Annotated in this window: 21 protein-coding genes; 18 read left to right on the top strand and 3 right to left on the bottom strand. The window is 55.1% G+C overall.

Features of this window, described 5'->3' with window-relative positions:
* The first annotated feature begins 122 nt into the window (after positions 1-122).
* From BC440_RS06955 to BC440_RS06940, 4 genes are all read left to right on the top strand, one after another.
* Complete coding sequence (locus BC440_RS06955) at positions 123-1706, top strand: ABC transporter ATP-binding protein (RefSeq protein WP_063092558.1); 1584 nt, start codon at positions 123-125, stop codon at positions 1704-1706.
* The gene (locus BC440_RS06950; RefSeq protein WP_139189984.1) at positions 1693-2772 is read left to right on the top strand and encodes an ABC transporter permease; all 1080 of its coding nucleotides are present in this window, start codon (positions 1693-1695) and stop codon (positions 2770-2772) included. The genes BC440_RS06955 and BC440_RS06950 overlap by 14 nt, the downstream gene beginning before the upstream one ends.
* Entirely contained in the window at positions 2772-3692 is a 921-nt protein-coding gene (locus BC440_RS06945; protein WP_051682096.1) for an ABC transporter permease, read from the top strand. The genes BC440_RS06950 and BC440_RS06945 overlap by 1 nt, the downstream gene beginning before the upstream one ends.
* Before the next feature lie 232 nt (positions 3693-3924).
* A complete protein-coding gene (locus BC440_RS06940) occupies positions 3925-4992 on the top strand; it encodes a BMP family ABC transporter substrate-binding protein (protein WP_007088848.1) in 1068 nt (355 codons plus the stop codon).
* A gap of 71 nt (positions 4993-5063) precedes the next feature.
* Here BC440_RS06940 and BC440_RS06935 read toward each other — a convergent pair whose 3' ends face one another.
* Entirely contained in the window at positions 5064-5447 is a 384-nt protein-coding gene (locus tag BC440_RS06935; RefSeq protein WP_063092559.1) for a hypothetical protein, read from the bottom strand.
* A 266-nt stretch (positions 5448-5713) separates the two neighbouring features.
* On the opposite strand from BC440_RS06935, the gene BC440_RS06930 reads away from it, so the two are divergent.
* The 3 genes from BC440_RS06930 (at position 5714) to BC440_RS06920 (ending at position 8562) form a co-directional block, all read left to right on the top strand.
* Positions 5714-6247: a PAS domain-containing protein gene (locus BC440_RS06930; protein ID WP_007088850.1), complete on the top strand. Its 534-nt coding sequence runs from the start codon at positions 5714-5716 to the stop codon at positions 6245-6247.
* A gap of 26 nt (positions 6248-6273) precedes the next feature.
* Entirely contained in the window at positions 6274-7449 is a 1176-nt protein-coding gene (locus BC440_RS06925) for a methyl-accepting chemotaxis protein (RefSeq protein WP_063092560.1), read from the top strand.
* A gap of 75 nt (positions 7450-7524) precedes the next feature.
* On the top strand, positions 7525-8562 hold the full coding sequence (locus BC440_RS06920; RefSeq protein ID WP_063092561.1) for a histone deacetylase family protein: 1038 nt from the start codon (positions 7525-7527) through the stop codon (positions 8560-8562).
* 64 nt (positions 8563-8626) lie between these two features.
* On the opposite strand, the gene BC440_RS06915 is transcribed toward BC440_RS06920, so the two are convergent.
* Positions 8627-9541: a LysR family transcriptional regulator gene (locus tag BC440_RS06915; protein WP_063092562.1), complete on the bottom strand. Its 915-nt coding sequence runs from the start codon at positions 9539-9541 to the stop codon at positions 8627-8629.
* Positions 9542-9803: 262 nt separating this feature from the next.
* On the opposite strand from BC440_RS06915, the gene BC440_RS06910 reads away from it, so the two are divergent.
* Positions 9804-11000 carry a urate hydroxylase PuuD gene (locus BC440_RS06910; protein WP_063092563.1) on the top strand — a complete coding sequence of 399 codons (1197 nt, stop codon included), beginning with the start codon at positions 9804-9806 and terminating at the stop codon, positions 10998-11000.
* Positions 11001-11096: 96 nt separating this feature from the next.
* Here the strand turns inward: BC440_RS06910 and BC440_RS06905 are convergent, their stop codons facing one another.
* Entirely contained in the window at positions 11097-12080 is a 984-nt protein-coding gene (locus BC440_RS06905; protein ID WP_063092564.1) for an MBL fold metallo-hydrolase, read from the bottom strand.
* Between the two features lie 95 nt (positions 12081-12175).
* On the opposite strand from BC440_RS06905, the gene BC440_RS06900 reads away from it, so the two are divergent.
* The 10 genes from BC440_RS06900 (at position 12176) to ureC (ending at position 22679) form a co-directional block, all read left to right on the top strand.
* Positions 12176-13129, top strand: coding sequence for a LysR family transcriptional regulator (locus tag BC440_RS06900; protein ID WP_139189983.1), 954 nt, complete (start codon positions 12176-12178; stop codon positions 13127-13129).
* 355 nt (positions 13130-13484) lie between these two features.
* The gene (gene urtA / locus BC440_RS06895) at positions 13485-14759 is read left to right on the top strand and encodes an urea ABC transporter substrate-binding protein (RefSeq protein WP_063092701.1); all 1275 of its coding nucleotides are present in this window, start codon (positions 13485-13487) and stop codon (positions 14757-14759) included.
* 116 nt (positions 14760-14875) lie between these two features.
* Positions 14876-16570, top strand: a complete 1695-nt coding sequence (gene urtB / locus BC440_RS06890) for an urea ABC transporter permease subunit UrtB (RefSeq protein ID WP_139189982.1) — start codon at positions 14876-14878, stop codon at positions 16568-16570.
* Positions 16571-16573: 3 nt separating this feature from the next.
* A complete protein-coding gene (urtC, locus tag BC440_RS06885) occupies positions 16574-17761 on the top strand; it encodes an urea ABC transporter permease subunit UrtC (RefSeq protein ID WP_063092702.1) in 1188 nt (395 codons plus the stop codon).
* The gene (gene urtD / locus BC440_RS06880) at positions 17758-18549 is read left to right on the top strand and encodes an urea ABC transporter ATP-binding protein UrtD (protein WP_063092703.1); all 792 of its coding nucleotides are present in this window, start codon (positions 17758-17760) and stop codon (positions 18547-18549) included. Before urtC ends, urtD begins: the two co-directional genes overlap by 4 nt.
* A gap of 2 nt (positions 18550-18551) precedes the next feature.
* Positions 18552-19247, top strand: coding sequence for an urea ABC transporter ATP-binding subunit UrtE (gene urtE / locus BC440_RS06875; protein WP_062951169.1), 696 nt, complete (start codon positions 18552-18554; stop codon positions 19245-19247).
* A gap of 222 nt (positions 19248-19469) precedes the next feature.
* On the top strand, positions 19470-20327 hold the full coding sequence (locus tag BC440_RS06870) for an urease accessory protein UreD (protein WP_223304887.1): 858 nt from the start codon (positions 19470-19472) through the stop codon (positions 20325-20327).
* 9 nt (positions 20328-20336) lie between these two features.
* Positions 20337-20639, top strand: coding sequence for an urease subunit gamma (locus BC440_RS06865; protein WP_007088863.1), 303 nt, complete (start codon positions 20337-20339; stop codon positions 20637-20639).
* 16 nt (positions 20640-20655) lie between these two features.
* Positions 20656-20967 carry an urease subunit beta gene (locus BC440_RS06860; protein ID WP_007088864.1) on the top strand — a complete coding sequence of 104 codons (312 nt, stop codon included), beginning with the start codon at positions 20656-20658 and terminating at the stop codon, positions 20965-20967.
* Between the two features lie 2 nt (positions 20968-20969).
* Positions 20970-22679: an urease subunit alpha gene (gene ureC / locus BC440_RS06855; protein WP_063092704.1), complete on the top strand. Its 1710-nt coding sequence runs from the start codon at positions 20970-20972 to the stop codon at positions 22677-22679.
* The last annotated feature ends 7 nt before the right edge of the window (positions 22680-22686 follow it).

Below are 22686 nucleotides of genomic sequence, written 5' to 3'. Positions count from 1 at the left end.
GACCGTTTGATTAGCAAACCGTGAACGGGTAATACCAACGGTGCGCGTGATCGGATCGCAAAATAGGGGTGGCAGCAGTGACTTCGAGGACCGGGAATACCGGCTCAGATACAGGCTTGGTGATGACAGGCGGGGTGAAACCGGCACAGCTTGAAGTGCGCGGTGTGACCAAGGCCTTTCCGGGCTGTCTGGCAAATGACGATATCAGTTTCCGTATCGAACCTGGCGAAATCCATGCCCTTCTGGGGGAAAATGGCGCGGGTAAAAGTACGCTTGTGAAAATCATCTATGGCGTGTTGCAGGCCGATCATGGCGCATTGCTGTGGGAAGGAAAGCCGGTCACGATCCATAGCCCGCATGACGCACGCGAAATGGGCATTGGGCTGGTGTTCCAGCATTTTTCGCTGTTTGAAACCATGACGGTTCTGGAAAACATCGCATTGGCGATGAACGACGTGCGCGATATGGCCGCCCTGCGTCAGCAGGTGATCGAGGTCGAAAAGACCTATGGTCTGCCGCTTGATCCAGATCGGCATGTCTATACACTTTCGGTTGGTGAACGTCAGCGGATCGAAATCGTCAGATGCCTTCTGCAAAATCCAAAACTGCTTATTCTGGACGAGCCGACATCGGTCTTGACCCCGCAGGAAGTCGAAAAGCTGTTTGAAACATTGCGCCGTCTTGCCGATGAAGGTTGCGCAATCCTGTATATCAGCCACAAGCTGCACGAAGTCAAAGCACTGTGTCAGAAGGCGACCGTCTTGCGCGGCGGCAAGGTCGTTGGCGGGTGTGATCCGCGCGCGGAAACGGCGAAATCCATGGCCGAAATGATGATCGGCCAGAAACTGACCGCACCTGATCGCAGCGGGACACGCAAATTCGGGGATGTGCGTCTTGATATTTCCGATCTCTCACTGATCAGCGACGAACAATTCGGCACCGACCTTAAGGGGATTGGTCTTAAGGTGCGGGGCGGGGAAATCATGGGGGTTGCCGGTGTTGCCGGCAATGGCCAGAACGAGCTGTTTCAGGCACTGGCCGGCGAAACCGAGATCATCGGCACGCCCGACTGCATCAAAATTGATGGTAATCCGGTTGCGCATTTTGGTCCGCGCCGCCGCCGTCGGCTTGGTGCTGCGTTTGTGCCCGAAGAACGTAACGGGCATGGTGCCGTTCCTGATATGAGCCTGTCGGAAAACGGGTTTTTAACAGCGTTTCGTCGTATGGCGTTGTCTGCACGTGGTCTGATCCGCGAAGTGCCGACCCGTACCTTTGCCGACAAGATCATCAAGACATTCGATGTACGCACCACCGGCGCCTCGGCCGAGGCCGGAAGCCTTTCGGGGGGCAACCTCCAGAAATTCATCGTCGGGCGTGAAATCCTTCAGGATCCGGGCGTACTGGTGATTTCCCAACCGACCTGGGGTGTGGATGCCGGTGCGGCAAGTGCCATCCATCAGGCATTGCTTGATCTGGCGGCGAAGGGCACGGCGGTTCTGGTGATTTCGCAGGATCTGGACGAGATTTTCGCCATTTGTGATCAGGTGGTGGTGATGGCCGAAGGCAAGATGTCCGCCCCGCGGCCGATGGCCGACGTCAGTGTCGAGGAAATCGGTTTGTTGATGGGGGGACTTCACGATCTGGACGGCGACGTAACCCTGAAGACGAAAGAGCTTATCGAAGGAGATCACGTTGGTCAGGCTTGAACCCCGTCGCCAGCATAGTCAGGCGATGGTTTATCTGTCGCCGGTTCTGGCAATTCTCATGACGCTGTTTGTCGGCGGGATCATCTTTTCCTTTATGGGCAAGAACCCGTTCGATGCGCTCTATACTTTCTTCATCCTGCCGATCAACAACAGCTACGGACTTTCGGAACTGTTTGTTAAGGCAAGTCCGCTTGTGATCATTGCCATCGGGCTGTCGATGGGGTTCCGCGCCAATGTCTGGAACATCGGTGCCGAGGGTCAATTGACCATGGGCGCCATATTCGGCGGTGGTCTTGCGCTGTATTTTCATGACAGTGAAAGCATGTTCCTTTTGCCCGCAATGTTTGTTCTTGGGGCGATTGGCGGGGCCTTCTGGGGGGCGATACCGGCGCTTTTGCGCACCAGATTCAATGCCAACGAAATCCTGACCAGCCTGATGCTGACCTATGTCGCAACACTGTTCCTGAGCTTCCTTGTGCATGGGCCGTGGCGCAACCCCGAAGGATTCAACTTCCCTGAATCCCGCCCGTTCCCGGATGCAGGCCTGTTGCCGATCATTTATGACGGGACGCGGGTCCATCTTGGAACGGCCTTTGCGGTACTGGTGGTGATTGCCGGGTGGATTTTGCTGTCGAAATCCGTGATCGGGTTCCAGTTGCGCGTGGTGGGCAAGGCCCCGCAGGCCGCGCGTCATGTTGGGTTCCGGCAGAAACGCATGGTCTGGTTTACCCTGTTGCTGGGCGGCGGTCTTTCCGGTCTTGCCGGTCTGTTTGAGGTTGCCGGACCTATCGGTCAGTTGCAACCCGCCATATCGCCCGGTTATGGCTTTACCGCGATTATCGTTGCCTTCCTTGGGCGGTTGCATCCGCTGGGTATTCTGTTTGGTGGGCTGATCATGGCGCTGACCTACCTAGGGGGGGAATTGGCCCAGATTACGTTGGGGCTGCCAAATGCAGTAACCGGCCTGTTCCAGGGGATTTTGCTGTTCTTCCTGCTGGCATGTGATGTTTTGACCAAGTACCGGGTTCGTTTCGGAACCCCTGCTGCCAAAGGGGAGGCCGCATAATGGATTGGCTCATTCCACTGATGCTGACTGTGATTACGGCATCGACCCCGCTTTTGCTGGCGTCGACCGGCGAACTGATCACCGAAAAATCCGGTGTGCTGAACCTTGGCGTCGAAGGCATGATGCTGGTCGGGGCGATTTCCGGCTTTGCGGTTACCGCGTCAAGCGGATCGGCCATTCTGGGTGTTCTGGCGGCAATCGTTGCCGGAATGCTGATGTCGTTGATCTTCGCCTTCCTGACATTGACCCTTATGGCCAATCAGGTGGCAACGGGTCTGGCTCTGACCATATTCGGGGTCGGTTTTTCAGCGCTTGTTGGCTCCGGCTTTGTCGGTTTTGCGATTGAACCGCTTCCGGGGCTTCATATCCCGGTTCTGACCGATATTCCGCTGGTTGGTGAAATTCTGTTTGGTCAGGATTTTCTGGTTTATCTGTCGATTGTGATGGTGATTGCGGTCGGATTTTTCCTGTCACGGACCCGTGGCGGATTGATCCTCAAGGCGGTTGGTGATTCGCATCATTCCGCGCATGCCATTGGTTATTCGGTGATCAAAATCCGCTATATGGCGACCATGTTTGGTGGGGCAATGGCGGGGCTTGCCGGGGCGTATCTGTCACTGTCATATACACCGATGTGGGCCGAAAACATGACCGCGGGCCGTGGCTGGATCGCATTGGCACTTGTGGTGTTTGCAACGTGGCGTCCGGGGCGATTGTTGGCCGGGGCCTATATGTTCGGGCTTATTTCGGTATTGCAGCTTCATGCGCAAAGTGCGGGTGTTCATGTCCCGTCACAATTCATGTCGATGTTGCCTTACCTTGCGACCGTGATTGTTCTGGTGATCATTTCCAGTGATCGCGCCAAGATCAGATTGAATGCACCTGCCTGTATCGGGCAGGCGTTCCGGCCCGCACAATAGGGCTGGTGCAACGGGATCGGGGAACGCCAAAAAGATTCCCCGACCCGGTGGGAGGAAGTGCGTATCGGACCAAAACTCAATCAAGCCGTTCTGAATATTATCTCTGGATATCATCAGGCCGGTTTGGCTGAGTCTTGGTCTGGACAAGAACACGTCATTGATTGCGTAAACAATTGGGTTTAAATCCTGATTAGCTGATTAACAGGGAGACCAGATAATGAATGCAAACCTCGTGAAGCGCACGCTTGCCGCCGTTGTGGCAACCGGTGCACTTGCACTCGGCATGGGTGCAGCCCAGGCCGAAGACGTCAAAGCCGGCTTTGTTTATGTCGGACCGATTGGTGACCATGGCTGGTCCTATCGTCACGACATCGGTCGTCAGGCGATCGAAGCGGCCCTTGGTGACAATGCCACCACCAGTTACGTCGAAAGCGTTCCGGAAGGTGCCGATGCTGAACGTGTGATTCGTCAGCTGGCCCAGACCGGCCATAACCTGATTTTCACCACCTCGTTCGGTTTCATGAACCCGACTGTCAAGGTCGCCAAGCAGTTCCCGAATGTGAAATTCGAACATGCAACCGGTTACAAACGTGATGCAAACGTTTCGACCTATGCCGCGCGTTTCTATGAAGGCCGTTACGTTGCTGGTGTGATCGCAGGTAAAATGACCAAGTCGAACATTGTCGGCTATGTCGGTTCGTTCCCGATCCCGGAAGTTGTTCGTGGCATCAACGCCTTCATGCTGGGTGCATGGTCGGTTAACCCGGATGTGAAAGTCAAAATCGTCTGGGCAAACACCTGGTACGATCCGGGCAAAGAAGGCGACGCAGCCAAGGCCCTGATTGATCAGGGTGCTGACATCATGGTCCAGCACACCGATAGCCCGGCTCCGCTTCAGGTTGCCGAGAACCGCGGTATCGTTGGTTTTGGTCAGGCATCCGACATGATCAAATTCGCCCCGAAGGCACAGTTGACCGCGATTGTTGACCATTGGGATGAATATTATGTCGCACGCGCCAAGGCTGTCATGGATGGTACTTGGGAATCAATCGACACATGGGGCGGTATTGATTCCGGTATGGTGGACATGGCACCTTACACCAACATGCCGGACGACGTAAAAGCACTGGCCGAAGAAACCGAAGCCAAGATCGCATCAGGTGAAATTCATCCGTTCGCAGGCCCGATCTATGATCAGGCTGGCGAATTGCGCATCAAGGAAGGCGAAGATGCAACCGACGAAATGCTTCTGGGCATGGACTGGTACATCAAAGGCATTGATGCCGAACTGCCGAAATAATCACGATTTGCACGTCCTGTAACGGCGACGTACTGAACAACCCCGCACATCAGATGCGGGGTTGTTTCGTTTCAGGGCTTCTTGATGCTTGTTTCCGGATCCCCCGGACGGATGCGTTTCGGGCTGTCATCGACTTTTTCGTAGGCGATCATTTCCATCTTCGGGTGTAGCAAGGCATAAAGTGCAGCGCGCCAGAATTTCAGTTTGACCTTGTGCTCGCGCGTTTTACCCGCCCAGCGTTCGCGAAAAAGCTCCATATCCTCCCGCCGGGAAAAATAGATCACCAGATCGACGATGGGGGCGGATTGGGTCGCGCGCGGCAGTTCGATATTGCGAATGCCCATGGTCCATCTGTCGCTGCGGATATTCTTGTCCAGCCAGTCAAGCACGCCCTGAGCAGAGCGCTTTTCATGGATCACCACGCGAAATGGAAAGTCCCGAAGATCTTTTGTCATGTTGCTTCCCTGCAAACACCCCCTTATCAGAAGATCAAAAGGATGACCGCCTGACAAGACATGATCGTTGGTCGATCCTACTATTGTATGTTGGGATTGTGGGGGCCAATTATATTTATCTAATTTTTATCATCGCGCTTAGTCTATGTATCACATGGATATTTTACATTTATCATTCGCGGATATATCGTTACATGGTATCCGGGCATTCAAACTGCTGTGATCTAAAATAGCAGGTAATCGGACAGAAAATCGGGGAAAGAAACGTGAGCCAAACGCCAGTCAGGGCCAAGCCAACGGGCAAGGAACGTCATTTCGAGCCGGAAGAACTGATCGTCAGCAAAACTGACCTTAAAGGCCGGATTACATATGCTAACGAGGTTTTCCTGCGTCTATCTGACTACCATGAAAAGGAAGTTCTCGGGCAGCCTCATTCGCTTATTCGTCATCCCGATATGCCGCGCTGTGTTTTCAAATTGCTGTGGGATGAAATCGCCGCCGGTCACGAGATCTTCGCTTATGTCGTCAACATGTCAAAGAATGGTGATCATTACTGGGTGTACGCCCATATCACGCCCAGTCTTGACGCGAATGGCAAAATCATCGGCTACCACTCGAACCGTCGGGTGGCTGATCCAAAGGTTCTTAAAGACACGATCATCCCGCTTTATGCGGAACTCCGCCAGATCGAAGAAAGCACCGCCAACCGTAAGGACGGCATGATCGCTGCGGAAAAAGCTCTGGCGCAAAAGCTTTCAGATGCCGGTCTGGCATACGACAAATTCATTCAAAGCCTTTAGGCTGTTTGCTAATTCGAGGTTTCAAAATGTCGCTATTTGGTGGTTCTAGCAAATCGGGGATCAAAAAGGCACTGAACGTTGTTCTGGCCGCGGCCGAAGGGGATTACGAAGCGCGCATTACCAATGTCGACAGTCATCCCGACATGCGCGAACTTTTCATCGCGATCAACAGGTTGATTGACCGAAATGACGCTTTCTTGCGCGAAAGTGCGGCATCGATGGGGGCTGTTTCTGAAAACCGGTATTATCGTCGGATTGTCGAAACCGGGCTTGTCGGGGCCTATCTGACGTCGGCACAGAAAATCAATGCGGCGACCGCGTCGATTGAACAAAAACTGACCGGTTTCAATACCATCGTTGAAGAATTCAAAAGCGGTTCATTCGAAGCCGTTGATCAGATTGCCGAGGCCGCGGGTGCGCTTTCAAGCGCATCGGGTGACGCCAATCGTATTGCACATGAAACCAGTTCGCGTTCGACAAACGTTGCCGCCGCGGCCCGTCAAACGGCGGCCAATGTTGCTGGCGTGTCCGAGGCATCCGAAGAACTCAATCAGTCGATCCGCACTGTTGCCGATCAGGCTCGTGAATCGGTAGAAATTGCCAATCGTGCGAATGGCCTGGCACAGGAAACGGATGGGCGTATCGGCCAGCTCGAAGCAGCAGCAGGCGAGATTGTCGAAGTCGTCAGCTTTATCCGCGACATCGCTGCCCAGACCAACCTTCTGGCTCTGAATGCGACCATCGAGGCGGCCCGTGCAGGCGAGGCGGGCAAGGGCTTTGCCGTGGTTGCAAACGAGGTCAAGGGCCTTGCCAACCAGACCAGCAAGGCAACGGAATCGATCGAGGAAAAAGTTCAGGATATTCAGAATGCAATCGAGGCATCGGTCAATTCGATCCGCGAGATTGCATCTGTCATTGATGATCTGGCCATCCGTTCGGATCTGATTTCGAATAATGTTGAAACCCAGACGGCATTGTCATCAAACATCACCCGCAATGTCGAACAGGCATCCAGCGGCGCACAGGAAGTGACCGACAATATCACCGTGGTTTCCGAAATGGCCGGTCAGACTGGCGAGGCCGCCGATACCACCCGCGATATGGCGGGCAAACTGGCGCGGGAGTCTGAAAATCTGCGCAAACAGCTGGGTGGGTTCCTTGATACCATCGCCGAACTGCTGTACAGCACCGCGCGCAAATAGCTACCTGTTAAGAACTTTCTGCTACGATAAGGGGATAGATGCCCCTTATCGCCTTTGCCGGAAAGGAAGTCAGTCATGCGTGTGTTTTTTAATTCCCGCCACGATTCCCATGACGGGAATGGTGAAATGCACCATGGACGCTTGATTCCGTGCTTTGAAAATTCCCGCCGTATGGCAATCATCCGCGATGCTGTGGCCCATTCCGTACAGGCGCAGCTGGTTGACCCGACCGATCATGGCATGGCACCGATTGCTGCCATTCATGATGCGGATTATCTGTCCTTTCTTGAAAACGCTTGGGCGGACTGGAATGCCGCAGGCAATGATCATGATGCTTTTCCCTATGTCTGGCCGACAGCCGGTTTCTCCGGTGGTCATCCCGCTCATATCAGCGCGCGTCTTGGGCAATATGCCATTTCATCGGATACCCCGATCACCAAGGGGACATGGAAGGCGGCCTATTGGGGCGCACAAACCGTTGTGTCGGCGGCCGATGCCGTCTGGAACGATGGCGAGGCATCCTTTGCCCTGACCCGCCCGCCGGGGCATCATGCACATGCCAATCGTTATGGCGGATATTGCTTCCTTAATAACTCTGCCATTGCCGCCCAGCAGATGATTACCAAAGGTGCGAAAAAGGTCGCGATCCTTGATATCGATTACCATCACGGTAACGGAACACAGGATATTTTCTATGACCGTGGTGATGTTCTGACCGTGTCGATCCACGCCGATCCCAAGCATCAATTCCCGTTCTTTATGGGTTATGAAAACGAAACCGGTCGTCTGGACGGGCAGGGGGCGAACCTGAATATCGTGCTGTCCGGCGGATCGGATTTCGGGCCGTGGTCACAAGGTTTTGCAAGGGCTATTCAAAAAATTATCACCTGGCAGCCCGAAGCCCTGGTGATCGCCCTTGGCGTTGATGCTCATGAGGCCGAAACGCTGTGCGATTTCAGACTGCAAACCGATGATTTTAACCGGATTGGCCAGATGATCGGGCGATTGGGTCTTAAGACCGTGTTTGTTATGGAAGGCGGTTACGCGCACGACGTCATCGGATTCAATGTTGCGGCTGTTTTGGGGGGATATCTGTCGGAAACCAAAAGCTAATACAAGCAAATGCCCTTAAACGTCCTGCATTTGGTAGAGTGCTTAGGGGATATACAAATTGGTATCAGCTCTTATCCCATGGCGGTGTCCCGCCAAACTCGCTTACCAGAAAATCGACAAAGGCCCGCACACGTGTTGGCAGGTAACGGTTTTCCGGATAAAGCGCATAAACCGCATGGGCTGGGGGCGTATAATCGGGCAAAACAACCTGAAGCTGGCCGTTGCGGATATGGTCGCCGACTTCCCAGTGGGATTTAAGCGCGATGCCATGCCCATCAAGGCACCAGCGGGTCAGCACTTCACCATTATCTGAATCCATGGATCCGGAAACCGACAGGGTTACCGGGCCTTCCGTCTCGGCACCATGCAGGGTCCATTGATATTGCCGTGATCCCGGAAAACGCAGCAACAGGCAGTTATGATGCAACAAATCGCCCGGCGCCTTGGGAATGCCATGTCGTTTCAGATAGGCCGGGCTTGCCACCAGCATGCGTTTATTGGCTGCAAGCTTGCGCACGATCAAAGAGCTTTCCTTTAACTCGGCAATGCGAATGGCAAGGTCGACCTTGTCCTGCAGCAGGTCCAGCAACCGGTCGGAAAGGTGTAGTCTGATCTGAACGTCCGGGTTTTTCTCAACAAATTTCGGGATGATAGGGGCGACATATTTGTTGCCAAACGCAATCGGGCAGGTCAGCGTGACCGGACCGCGCGTGGTGTTTTTCTGATTGGCGATGGCATTTTCGGCTTCCTGCATTTCGGCCAGAATGCGCAGGCAGTGCCGGTAATAAACATCGCCCTCGGTCGTCAGATTGACCCGGCGCGTTGTGCGGTTCAAAAGCCGAACACCCAGCCGTTCTTCAAGGCGCGCAATCCGGTTTGAAACAACCGCAGCCGAATGGCGCAACTCGCGCCCGGCGGCAGACAGGTTTCCAAGTTCGGCTACGCGGACAAAAATCTGGATGTCCTCAAAGTCGGACATGGGTTGCGGGCTCCTGATACAGCTTTTTTTATTTTCTGAATTTGTGTGTTTCCAAATCCTGACGGCTACTGTGCCATTTTAAAAAATAACTTGAAAGTCATTTCGATTATGCACCTGCCCTTAATAATAGAGCACCCGGATACGCTATGTTAGGACTCTGATTGGAATAATTCCGGATCAGTGCGGTCGCATGATGCGCATAACCGGCAAGGGGACAGCGGGGCGGTATGAGCGACGCCCGGCAAGACGGAGGTTTCAACGGGTGGATATTCTGTTTCAGGACTGGATCAATCTGATCCTGCGCTGGGCGCATTTGATTACCGGTATCGCGTGGATCGGTTCATCCTTTTACTTCGTCTGGCTGGATCTGAGCCTGCGTAAGCGTCCGGGCATGGATGAAGGCGTTTATGGCGAAGCCTGGATGGTCCATGGCGGCGGGTTTTACCATGTCAATAAATGGATGGTTGCGCCGAAATCCATGCCGCCCGAACTGCACTGGTTCAAGTATGAGGCCTATTTCACCTGGCTGACCGGTTTTGCGCTTCTGGTGACAATGTATTACTGGAGTGCGGAGAGCTATCTGATCGATCCGAATGTCATGCCGCTTGGCAAATGGGATGCCATCCTGATCGGGCTTGCCAGCCTGTTTGCCGGTTGGGTGATTTACGACCTGATGTGCAAAAGCCCGATTGGCCAAAGCACCGGAAAACTCGCGATTGGCGTGTTCATTCTGGCAATGGTTGCGGCCTATGGCTTTACCCATGTGTTTAGTGGTCGCGGGGCTTTCATCCATGTTGGTGCGATGCTAGGTACGATCATGGCCGCCAATGTGTTTCGCATCATCATCCCTAACCAGAAAAAGGTTGTCGCTAGCCTGATGGCGGGCGAGAAACCCGATCCGGCCCTGGGGTTGCAGGCCAAACAGCGATCCACGCATAACAACTATCTGACCCTGCCGGTTTTGCTGATGATGATCAGCAATCATTATTCGATGCTGTTTTCCCATGATCAGTCTTGGCTGATTGTCGGCCTGATCCTGATCATTGGTGGGTTGGTGCGCCATTTCTTTAACACGCGTAATGCCGGGGGCAGCGGTAAGGCGATTGCCTGGCAACTGCCATCGGCCGCGGTGGGCATGGCGATCCTGGCGATGTTTGCATCCTATGATCCCGATGCTGCCAAGCTGGCCGATCAGGAAATCATCACTGCCGATCATGCGCTGGCGATTGTTCAGACTCGCTGCACGGCCTGTCATTCTGCCAACCCGACCGATGAAGGTTTTGACGAAGCCCCAATGGGGGTGATGTTTGACGACATCGCACAGGTCAAAGCCAATGCGCAGCGCGTTCTGGCGCAGGCCGTCATCGGGCGTGCCATGCCGCTTGGCAATATGACCGAAATGACGGACGAGGAACGGGGTCAGTTGGGGCAGTGGATCCGTGCCGGGATGCCGGAATAGCCGGTTCTGTTGATGACGGAAATCAAGGGCGGCCTGCGTGATGCAGGTCGCCCTTTTTTCGCCTGGCGTCTTAAGCGCGGGTCGGGGGAAGTCGGATCAGACGTCAGCGCGATAGTTCATCGGCACCCAGTCAAACATCGTGCTGTCTTCGATGACATGCCCAATGCCCGGGAAGGCGATATGGCACCCGGCAACCAGATATTTTTCTGATACGGCTTCGGCAAAGGCGGCTTCACGGGTGATGATCGCCTGATCTGGATCGACATCAAAAGCAATCGAGACGCCCGGTTCGTCAAACTGGATGACATCACCATGGGTGATGTCACCCCAATAAACAAACTTCTCGCCATTGCTTTCGAACCAAAGAGCGCTGTGGCCCGGTGTGTGCCCCGGACGATGTGTTGAATTGATCAGGCCCGGAACGGGTGATGCATTGGCCTCGTAAGTCGAAAGTGTGCCGCCGTCGATATAGGGCTTGGTCGATAGGACGGCCTGATCAAAATATTGCTTGGCACTTTCCGGCGACTTGTCACGGTTTTCAGTGCTCAGCCAGTATTCGGCATCGAGTTTCGGTACATGCACCGTGGCGTTGGGAAAGGCTTTCTTGCCGTTAAACGTCAGTCCGCCGGTATGATCTGTATGAATGTGGGTGATCACCACATCGTCGATCTGATCGGGGTGATAGCCCGATGCGATGATATTGTCCGGCAATTTACCAAGTTCCGGTCCCAACAGGTCGCTGGTCCCAGCATCAAGCAAAACAAGACGGTCACCAAAATTCAGAAGATAGGCATTAACCGATGTCGATGTCGGAGTTCCCTGAAATGCATTGGCAAGGGCCGTGCGTGCGTGTTCGGGGCTGGTATTGAGATACAGATCGGCAAGTGGAAACTGCCCGGTGCCATCCGAAAGTGCGGTAACTTCGACGTTGCCCACCATCAGGCGGTAATAGCCCGGCGCCTGTGTACCAACCAATGGTGCCTTGGCCGCGGCGCGCAATGGAATAAAAACGGTGCTGGCCGTCGCCCCGATGGCAGCGGCAGCAAGCGAACCTTTAAGCATGTCTCTGCGTGACAGCATCAGAATATTCTCCCTCAATCAAATGCCGGGATTTAACCGGCAGCTTGTAACGCGATAGAGAAAGGCTATATTCCAATCAGTCAGTAATCAAATCGATGCGGATCATGGATACTATTGATCATTTCAATTTAAGGTCATTTGACCTCAACCTCATGATTGCGTTTGACGCAATGATGCAAGAGCTGAGCGTCACGAAATCTGCCGAAAAATTGCGGATTGGTCAGTCCGCAATGAGCCACAATTTGTCAACGCTTCGGATATTGCTGCAGGATGATCTTTTTGTCCGTGTCGGACAGAAAATGCAGCCAACCGCAAAGGCGCGCGCCCTTGCCGGGCCGGTTCGGGCGGCATTGACGCAGGCGCAAAGTGCGCTTCAGGCGACGGACAGTTTTGATCCGGACACGGCAGACCGCATATTTCGCATCGGTATCACCGGTGAAATGGAAATGGTCCTGTTGCCAGCATTGGTGCACCATTTGCAATCAACCGCACCTGGTGTGCGTCTGGTAAGTCGTTCGATTACGGTTGAAACGGTCGATTTGATGCTGAATGCCGGGGAAATCGATCTGGCAATCGGATGCAAGGAGTCCCGTCAGATCGGCGAAGTGCTGTTTGAGTCCAGCGTGGCCTGTTGCTTTAACCCCGATATCTGCAAGCTGACGCCGCCATTATCGCGCGAGACATATCTGGGTGCGCGTCATGCCGTTCTGTCTCAGACCGGAAATGTCGAAGGCTGCGTTGGGGATGCATTACGTGCGATTGGCATCGATCTTGATGTTGTTCTGGCCGCACCAGATTTCATGCCGTTGCTTGCCGCTGCCCGGAATGCGCCGATTGTTGCGACTGTGCCGCGCAGGATTGCGGTGCAATATGCGCCGTTATTCGGGCTGGTGTTCTGTGAAATGCCTATTCCGCTGAACTTCCCGCCGGTGACCATGAACTGGCCGATCTGGGCGGACAAGGATGTCGGGCTGGTCTGGTTGCGCAATCAGATCAGATCGGTGATCGGTGACATTTCAACGGATCTGCCTGCCATCGCGGCGCAATGATTGTTCCGCATTGTCATATATAAACAACCCCGCCGGCGAACCGGCGGGGCGGGATGCTTCGGCCTATGGGCATTGTGGTGCAATAACCGCAGAAAGGCGAAACTTCCGCCCCTCAGATAAGGGGGAAGAAGCCCAAGGTCAACGTGATTAAAAAATAATCAAATTTTAATTAATGATCGAAAAGTGATCATTGAAATCGCGTGTGGCGCAAATATTTTCCATTTTCTGCCTGTTAAATAGTTGGATATTGCGTTGAGTCGCCGCGATTTCTGGCGGTGCAGCATATTATTCGGAATCTGGCACGATTTTAGCAAGCAACACTGCGGTGCAATAAACTCGCAGTGGAGGCAATAGAATGAATAAGAAGCTTCAGGCGCTTATGGGCGCTGGGGCCTTGGCTTGGTCTGCAATGACCATGTCAAATGCCCAGGCCGCTGACACGATTAAAGTCGGCGTTCTGCACTCTCTCTCTGGGACGATGGCGATTTCGGAAACCACGCTGAAGGACACGGTCCTGATGCTGGTGGATGATCTGAATAAAAATGGCGGCCTGTTGGGGAAACAGGTTGAGGCAGTAGTTGTCGATCCGGCGTCGGATTGGCCGCTTTTTGCCGAAAAAGCACGTGAATTGATTGAAAAAGACAAGGTCGATGTCGTGTTCGGCTGCTGGACCTCGGTCTCGCGCAAGTCGGTTCTGCCGGTCTTTGAGGAACTGAACAGCATGCTGTTCTATCCGGTTCAGTATGAGGGCGAGGAAAGCTCTCGCAACGTGTTCTATACCGGTGCCGCGCCGAACCAGCAGGCAATCCCGGCTGTTGACTACCTGATGAGCGAAGATGGCGGCGGTGCCGAGCGTATCGTTCTTCTGGGGACGGACTATGTCTATCCGCGCACGACCAACAAAATCCTGCGTTCCTACCTGAATGGCAAGGGTATCTCCGATGAAGACATCATGGAGAACTACACCCCGTTCGGTCATTCCGACTGGCAGTCGATTGTTGCCGATGTGAAGGCATTCGCATCCACTGGCAAGAAAACCGCCGTGGTTTCGACCATTAACGGTGATGCCAACGTGCCGTTCTACAAGGAACTCGCCAACCAGGGCATTAAAGCCGAGGACATTCCGGTTGTTGCCTTCTCGGTCGGGGAAGAAGAACTGGCCGGTATCGATACCGCGCCGCTGGTCGGTCATCTGGCGGCCTGGAACTATTTCCAGTCGGTTGAAGCCGATGCCAACACGGCCTTCATCGAAAAATGGCATGCCTTTATCGGTGACGAAAAACGCGTAACCAACGATCCGATGGAAGCAACCTATATCGGTTTCAACATGTGGAAACAGGCTGTTGAGCAGGCTGGCACCACCGATGTTGATGCCGTCCGCCAGGCCATGTATGGCCAGGAAGTTGCGAACCTGACCGGTGGTACGGCTGTCATGAACACCAACCACCACCTGTCCAAGCCGGTTCTGATCGGCGAAGTGCAGGATGATGGCCAGTTTGACATCGTTTGGGAAACCGAAGGCACCGTCGTTGGCGATGCATGGTCGGACTTCCTGCCCGAAAGCGCAAAGCTGACCGCCGACTGGACCTATCCGTGGGTCTGCGGCAACTGTGAAAAACCGATGTACTGATCGGGATTGGACAGGCTGGCTGTTGATGCAGCCAGCCTGTTTTTCGTTGTCCTGATCATCGGGCAACCATTCTTTTTGCGATTTTCTGACATCCGATTTTCAAAGGCTTGGTGACCATGCGCACTGTCATGACCGCTGTCCTGTGCCGTTTCCGTTCTTGCGCGAATAATTCCCTGCCTGTCCTGTTTGCCGTTGCCGCAATTTTTGCGGTTTTGGTGCTGGCATCACCGCAGCCAGCACAGGCATTTAGCGACGAAGAACTGCGCAATGTAACGGAACAGCTGAACGATAAAAGTTCGACCAAAAAGCTGGAAGCAATCGAGGCCATGGCCGCCGATGGCGACCCCCGCGTCGCGCCGATCCTGAACGCAATGCTTGAAGGCAACCTGTTTGTGCGTGCCAGCGACGAACACGTCGTGATTGGCGAGAAAAAGGGCAAGGTCTGGAACCATATCGATGTCGTCAGCGGCGAGGTTGTGGGTGAAAGCGGTTCCAAGGAGCTCGACAAGATCAAGATCAACAACCGTCTGCGCGGTGCGCTGCGCGATGCGTTGGCGGCCCTTAACCTGTTTAGTCAGGATATCGGTATCCGTACCGCTGCCGTCGAGCAGGTAATGGATGCCCGCGATCCGTCGATGTTACCATTGCTGATCCGCGCGATCGAACGTGAAGAAGATGCGACACTTTTGGCGCGGATGGAACTTGCGCGGGCAACCATGGCGCTGGCGGCTGGTGAAACCACCGAGGAACGCCTGACCGCCATCGAAGTGCTGGCCAGCGAAACCACACCGCAAATCCGTGCGGTATTGTCGCAATTCGTTGCTAGTGCCGAAGCCGAAAGTTACCAGCCCGAAGTCGTTGCCGCCGCCAAAGATGCGCTTGCCGATGTCGAGGGGCGGCTTTCGATGTGGCAGACGTTAGGTGATGTCTATCGCGGCATCAGCCTTGGCTCTGTCCTGTTGCTTGCCGCGGTTGGTCTTGCCATCACCTTTGGTGTGATGGGCGTGATCAATATGGCGCACGGCGAAATGATCATGATCGGTGCCTATACCACCTTTGTTGTGCAGCAGATTTTTTCATCTGTCATTCCGTCGGGTTCGCCCTGGTCGTTGGCGATTGCGGTGCCTGCGGCATTTGTTGTCGCGGGATTGGTTGGCATTGTGATCGAACGCTGCGTGATCCGCTTCCTGTATGGGCGTCCGCTTGAAACGCTTCTGGCGACATGGGGGGTGAGCCTTGTTTTGCAGCAGGCAATCAGAAGCATCTTTGGCGCAACCAACCAGCAGGTTACCGCACCCGATTTCATGAGTGGCGCGCTTGAGCTGTCAAACGGTCTGGTCCTGACCTACAATCGGCTTTGGATCATCCTGTTCAGTCTGATTGTGGTTGGCGGGATTGCGATTGTGTTGCGCTATACTGCCTTTGGCCTGCAAATGCGTGCCGTGACCCAGAACCGCCGCATGGCGGGATCGGTTGGTATCCGTACCGGGTATGTCGATGCCCTGACATTCGGGCTTGGTTCCGGCATTGCCGGGATTGCCGGTGTCGCGCTTAGCCAGATTTCAAACGTCAGTCCGAACCTTGGTCAGACCTACATCATCGACAGTTTCATGGTCGTGGTGTTTGGCGGGGTTGGCAATCTTTGGGGCACGGTCCTTGGCGCATTCAGTCTTGGCATTGTGAACAAGTTCCTTGAACCGGTGGCCGGTGCGGTGCTGGCGAAAATCTTTGTTCTGATTGCGCTGATCCTGTTCATCCAGAAACGACCCAAGGGGCTGTTTGCCCTTAAGGGTCGCGCGGTGGAGGCCTGATACATGACCGACTATCGCCAGAAATACCAAATGACGCCGGTGATCGGCTGGCTGTTGCGGGATCGCGGCGGAATGATCCTGCTTGCGATCCTGATTGCGGCATCGATCCTGATCCCGGTGGGCAACCTGATCGTGCCCGAAGGATCGGCCTTTCATGTTCCGACATGGATGATGAGCCTGCTTGGCAAATATCTTTGCTATGCGTTGCTGGCGCTTTCGGTTGATCTGATCTGGGGGTTTTGCGGGATTCTAAGCCTTGGTCACGGGGCATTCTTTGCGCTTGGCGGTTATGCCATGGGCATGTATCTGATGCGCCAGATCGGGGATCGCGGGGTTTATGGCAATCCGGAACTGCCGGACTTCATGGTGTTCCTGAACTGGACCGAATTGCCGTGGTACTGGTACGGCTTTGACATGTTCTGGTTTGCCATCGTGATGGCGATGTTCGTGCCGGGGCTTCTGGCGTTTGTGTTTGGTTTCCTTGCCTTCCGGTCGCGTGTGACAGGGGTGTATCTTTCGATCATCACACAGGCGATGACCTATGCGCTGTTGCTGGCATTCTTCCGCAACGATATGGGATTTGGCGGCAATAACGGCCTGACCGATTTCAAGGATCTGCTAGGTTTCTCGTTGCAGGCCGATGGAACGCGGGCGGCCCTGTTCATTGCATCCTGTGTGATGCTGGGCATCTGTTATGTCGTGGCGCGCTGTATTACCAATTCCCGTCTGGGCAAGGTTCTGATTGCGATCCGTGATGCCGAGGCGCGTGTGCGCTTTACCGGTTACCGGGTCGAATATTACAAGCTGTTCGTCTTTACCGTATCGGCCGTAATGGCCGGGATTGCCGGATCGCTTTATGTGCCGCAGGTCGGCATCATCAATCCGGGTGAATTTGCCCCGGCCCTGTCGATTGAAATCGTCATCTGGGTTGCGGTTGGCGGGCGCGGTACGCTGTATGGTGCGGTGCTGGGGGCGTTCATCGTGAACTATGCCAAAACCTTCTTTACCGGTGTGATGCCTGATTTCTGGCTGTTCTTCCTTGGCGGGTTGTTCATCGCCGTGACCCTGTTCCTGCCAAAGGGCGTGATCGGGGCGGTGCCGGCATTTGGGGCACCCGACCGGCAATCGGCGTTTAGCACCCTGCGCAAGCGTTTCCTGAACGGGCGTGCAAACGAAGGAGGCAAGGCATGAGCGAGGCAGCCGCAATCGAGATTGAAAAGGCCGAACGCAAGGCCGCCAAAGCCAATACCATCCTTTATGTCGATGGGGTTTCCGTCACTTTTGACGGGTTCCGGGCGCTCAATAGCCTGTCCTTTTATGTCGAGCCGGGCGAACTTCGCGCGATTATCGGGCCGAACGGCGCGGGCAAGACGACGATGATGGATATCATCACTGGTAAAACCCGGCCTGATACGGGTGATGTGATGTTTCGAAGCGAAGTCGATCTGACGAAGCTTGATGAGGCCGAGATCGCGAACCTTGGCATCGGGCGCAAGTTCCAGAAACCGACCGTGTTTGAAAGCCATACGGTGTTTGACAATCTGCTGCTGGCCTGTTCGGGCGGGCGGGGTGTGTTTCAGGCGCTTTTCCATCTTTTGGGGAATGCTGAGAAGCTTCGCATCGAGCAGACACTTGAAACCATCATGCTGACCGACAAGCGTGAAGAGACGGCAGCCAACCTGTCGCACGGGCAGAAACAGTGGCTTGAGATTGGTATGTTGCTGATGCAGGAGCCGGAATTGCTTCTGGTGGATGAACCGGTTGCAGGGATGACGGATTCCGAAACCGAACAGACCGCGAAATTGCTGCGATCCATTGCAATGGATCGGTCGGTTGTGGTGGTCGAACATGACATGGAATTTGTTCGCGACCTTGATTGCAAGGTGACGGTTTTGCACGAAGGATCGGTTCTGGCCGAAGGCCGTCTTGACCATGTTCAGAAAGACCCGCGGGTCATCGAAGTATATTTGGGGCGCTGATCATGCTGGATGTAGCCAATATCGATCTGTTTTATGGGGCGTCGCATGCGCTTCGCAAGGTGTCGCTTAGTGCGGAAACCGGCAAGGTCACAGCGGTTTTGGGGCGTAACGGTGTGGGAAAAACATCGCTGATGCGCGCCGTTGTCGGGCAACACCCGATTGCCGATGGCAACATCACCTGGGAAGGCAAAAACATTTCGCGTGATCCGGCGTGGCGTCGTTCGGCGTCCGGGATTGCGATTGTCCCCCAAGGGCGCGAGATTTTCCCGCTTCTGACCGTGAAGGAAAACCTTGAAACCGGGTTTGCCGCCCTTCCGCGCGCCCTGCGTCATATCCCTGACGAGATTTTTGAACTGTTCCCGGTCCTGCGCGACATGCTGGGGCGTCGTGGTGGCGATCTTTCGGGCGGGCAGCAGCAGCAGCTTGCCATCGGGCGGGCGCTGGTCACACGTCCGAGACTTCTTGTGCTGGACGAGCCGACGGAAGGCATTCAGCCATCGATCATCAAGGATATCCAGCGCGTCATCAAACAGCTCGCAGATCGCGGCGATATGGCGATCCTTCTGGTCGAACAGTATTTTGATTTCGCCCATGAACTGGCCGACGAGATCGTCGTGCTGGAACGTGGCGAGGTGGTGCTGGCGGGGTCCAAGGATGCGCTCGATCGCGAAAAGGTGCGGTCGTATCTGACTGTTTGATCAGCATTTGCCAAAATTTTGCGCATGGGTGAATTGGGGCCGGTGCGGTAAATGGCGTGATTGCGGGCTGTGCGGTTTGGCCCGCATCTTGCTGTGTTTGCCGATGGGCCAGCCGGTCTGACCACGGGTTAACCGGTTGTGCGACTGAAATATTCAGGTGGCTTTGTGCAGCTTCGCAAACTCGAAAACCCGGTCCGCAGCGATTTGAAGGCGGAACCGCAAATGTCAGACGCTTCCAACCCGATCGTCACCGACGGCCGGGCCGAGGTGGCGTTTAAGCCGGGTGCGGGTTTTGCGGCCCTTGATCATCTTTATTACCGCGATCCGATGAAAATCCTGTTCCCGCGGCCGATGGCCGGGGATCTGGTGACTGCCGTTCTGGTGACGACATCGGGCGGCATGGTGGGTGGCGATCATCTGGCATTTGAAGGCCGGGTCAGGGCAGGGGCATCCGCGCTATTTACCGCACAGGCCGCAGAAAAGATTTACCGTTCCGCCGGGCCTGATTGCGTGATGTCGGTTGATCTGGCTGCCGAAGATAACGGCTGGCTGGAATGGTTGCCGCATGAAACCATCCTGTTTGATCAAGCGCGTCTGCGCCGCAAGACGAGTGTTTCCGTTACCGGTTCCGGGCAGGTGATGGCCGGTGAAATCATGGTGTTTGGCCGCCTTGCCCGCGGTGAGGTTTTCGCAACCGGGCTGGCACGTGATGCATGGGATGTCTCGATTGACGGGCGGCCTGTCTGGCGCGATGCGCTGCATCTGGAAGGCGATGTTTTGCGCATGCTGGATCATCCGGCGTCATTTGATGGGGCGCGGGCGGCGGCGACCGCCATTCTGGTCGGGCAGGGTGCCGAAGATAAGCTTGATATTGCCCGCGATTGTCTGGTGCGCGCATCCGACGGTTTGATGGAAACGGATGTGTTGTGCGCGGCAACCGCGATGAAGGGGATTGTGATCGCGCGTTTCATGGCGCGCGATCCGATGAAATTGCGCCGGGTTTACGGCGCGTGGTGGAGACAGTTCCGCCATGAAACACGGGGACTTCCGGCGCGCCTGCCGCGTCTTTGGGAAATTTAGGAGAACGGCATGAATCTGACGCCACGCGAAAAGGACAAATTGCTGGTTTCAATGGCCGCCATGGTGGCGCGACGCCGCCTTGAACGCGGTGTGAAACTGAACCATCCCGAAGCCATTGCCCTGATCACGGATTTTGTGGTCGAAGGCGCGCGCGACGGCAAATCCGTTGCCGATCTGATGCGTGACGGGGCGACCGTGATCACGCGCGATCAGGTGATGGATGGCATTGCCGAGATGATCCATGAAATTCAGGTCGAAGCGACATTTCCCGACGGGACGAAGCTTGTGACCGTTCACGAACCGATCCGCTAGGCAAAGGAAACAGGCCATGATTCCAGGTGAAATCATTACCAAAGAAGGCAGCCTGATCCTTAATCAGGATCGAGAAACCAAAACACTGACCGTCGCCAATACCGGGGATCGCCCGGTACAGGTCGGATCGCATTATCATTTTTATGAAACCAATCCGGGCCTTGATTTTGATCGCGAGGCGGCGCGCGGTTTCCGTCTTGATATCCCGGCGGGCACGGCCGTCCGGTTCGAGCCGGGCCAGACGCGCGAGGTCAATCTGGTGAAATATGCCGGGTCGGGTGTGGTCTATGGCTTTAATGCCAAAATCAACGGCAAGCTGGGAGCGTAAAAATGGCTTATGAAATTGATCGCGCATCCTATGCCGCCATGTTTGGCCCGACCGTGGGCGACAAGGTCCGACTGGCCGATACCGATCTTTTGATCGAGGTCGAAAAGGATTTCACGATCCTTGGCGAGGAAGTCAAATTCGGCGGTGGCAAGGTCATCCGCGACGGCATGGGCCAGTCGCAGGCATCGCGTGCCGAGGGATCGGTCGATACCGTGATCACCAACGCGCTGATCCTTGATTATACCGGCATCATCAAGGCCGATATCGGCATTCGCGATGGCCGAATTGCCGGGATCGGCAAGGCCGGGAACCCCGATGTGCAGCCCGGTGTCGATATCATCATCGGTCCGGGGACCGAGGTGATTGCCGGTGAAGGCAACATCATTACCGCAGGCGGTATTGACGCCCATATTCACTGGATTTGCCCGCAACAGGTTGAAGATGCGCTGTATTCCGGCGTCACCACGATGCTGGGCGGCGGGACCGGCCCGGCGGCGGGCACGAACGCCACCACCTGTACGCCCGGCCCGTGGCACATTGCCCGCATGTTGCAGGCAGCCGACGGATTGCCGATGAATATCGGTTTCTTTGGCAAAGGCAACGCGACCCTGCCGGGTTCATTGATCGAACAGGTCAAAGCCGGTGTTTGCGGGCTTAAACTGCATGAAGACTGGGGCACGACCCCGGCGTCGATTGATACCTGCCTGTCGGTGGCTGATGACCTTGACGTGCAGGTGATGATCCATACCGATACGCTGAATGAAAGCGGCTTTGTCGAACATACCCGCGCGTCGTTCAAGGGCCGCACCATCCATACCTTCCACACCGAAGGGGCCGGTGGCGGCCATGCACCCGATATCATCAAGCTGTGTGGGGAAGCGAACGTTCTGCCAAGTTCGACCAACCCAACACGTCCCTTTACGGTGAATACCATCGACGAGCATTTGGACATGCTGATGGTGTGCCATCACCTTGATCCGAAAATCCCCGAAGACGTCGCCTTTGCCGAAAGCCGCATCCGCCGCGAAACCATTGCGGCCGAGGATATCCTGCATGACCTTGGCGCGTTTTCGATAATCTCATCGGACAGTCAGGCCATGGGCCGGGTGGGCGAGGTAATTTCGCGCACCTGGCAGACGGCGGACAAGATGAAAAAGCAGCGCGGCAACCTGTCGGAAGATGGGCCGGGGAATGACAATTTCCGTGCCAAGCGGTATGTCGCGAAATACACGATCAACCCGGCAATTGCGCAGGGGATCGCATCGCATGTCGGATCAATCGAGGTCGGCAAGATTGCCGATATCGTGGTCTGGAAACCGATGTTCTTTGGCGTCAAACCCGACATGATCATCAAGGCGGGCATGATCATCGGGGCGGCGATGGGGGATCCGAATGCCTCGATCCCGACACCGCAGCCGGTTCATTATCGTCCGATGTTTGGTGCCTATGGTTCGGCATTGTCGAAATCGAGCTTCTCGTTCGTATCCCAGGCCGGGATCGATGCCGGGATTGCCGCCGAATTCGGTCTGGCAAAGCAGCTTCTGGCGGTTTCGAACACGCGCAATATCGGCAAAAAGGACATGAAACTGAACGATGCCCTGCCGAAAATGGAAGTCGATCCGGAAACCTATCAGGTGCGTGCCGATGGCGAACTTCTGACCTGTCAGCCGGTCGACCGTGTGCCGATGGCACAGCGTTATTTCCTGTTCTAGGAGCCCG

It is taken from the genome of Thalassospira sp. MIT1004, assembly GCF_001858545.1.
Lineage (GTDB): Bacteria > Pseudomonadota > Alphaproteobacteria > Rhodospirillales > Thalassospiraceae > Thalassospira > Thalassospira xiamenensis.
Note: the sequence above shows the minus strand (reverse complement) of the source record. Positions and strands in the feature narration are given on the sequence as shown.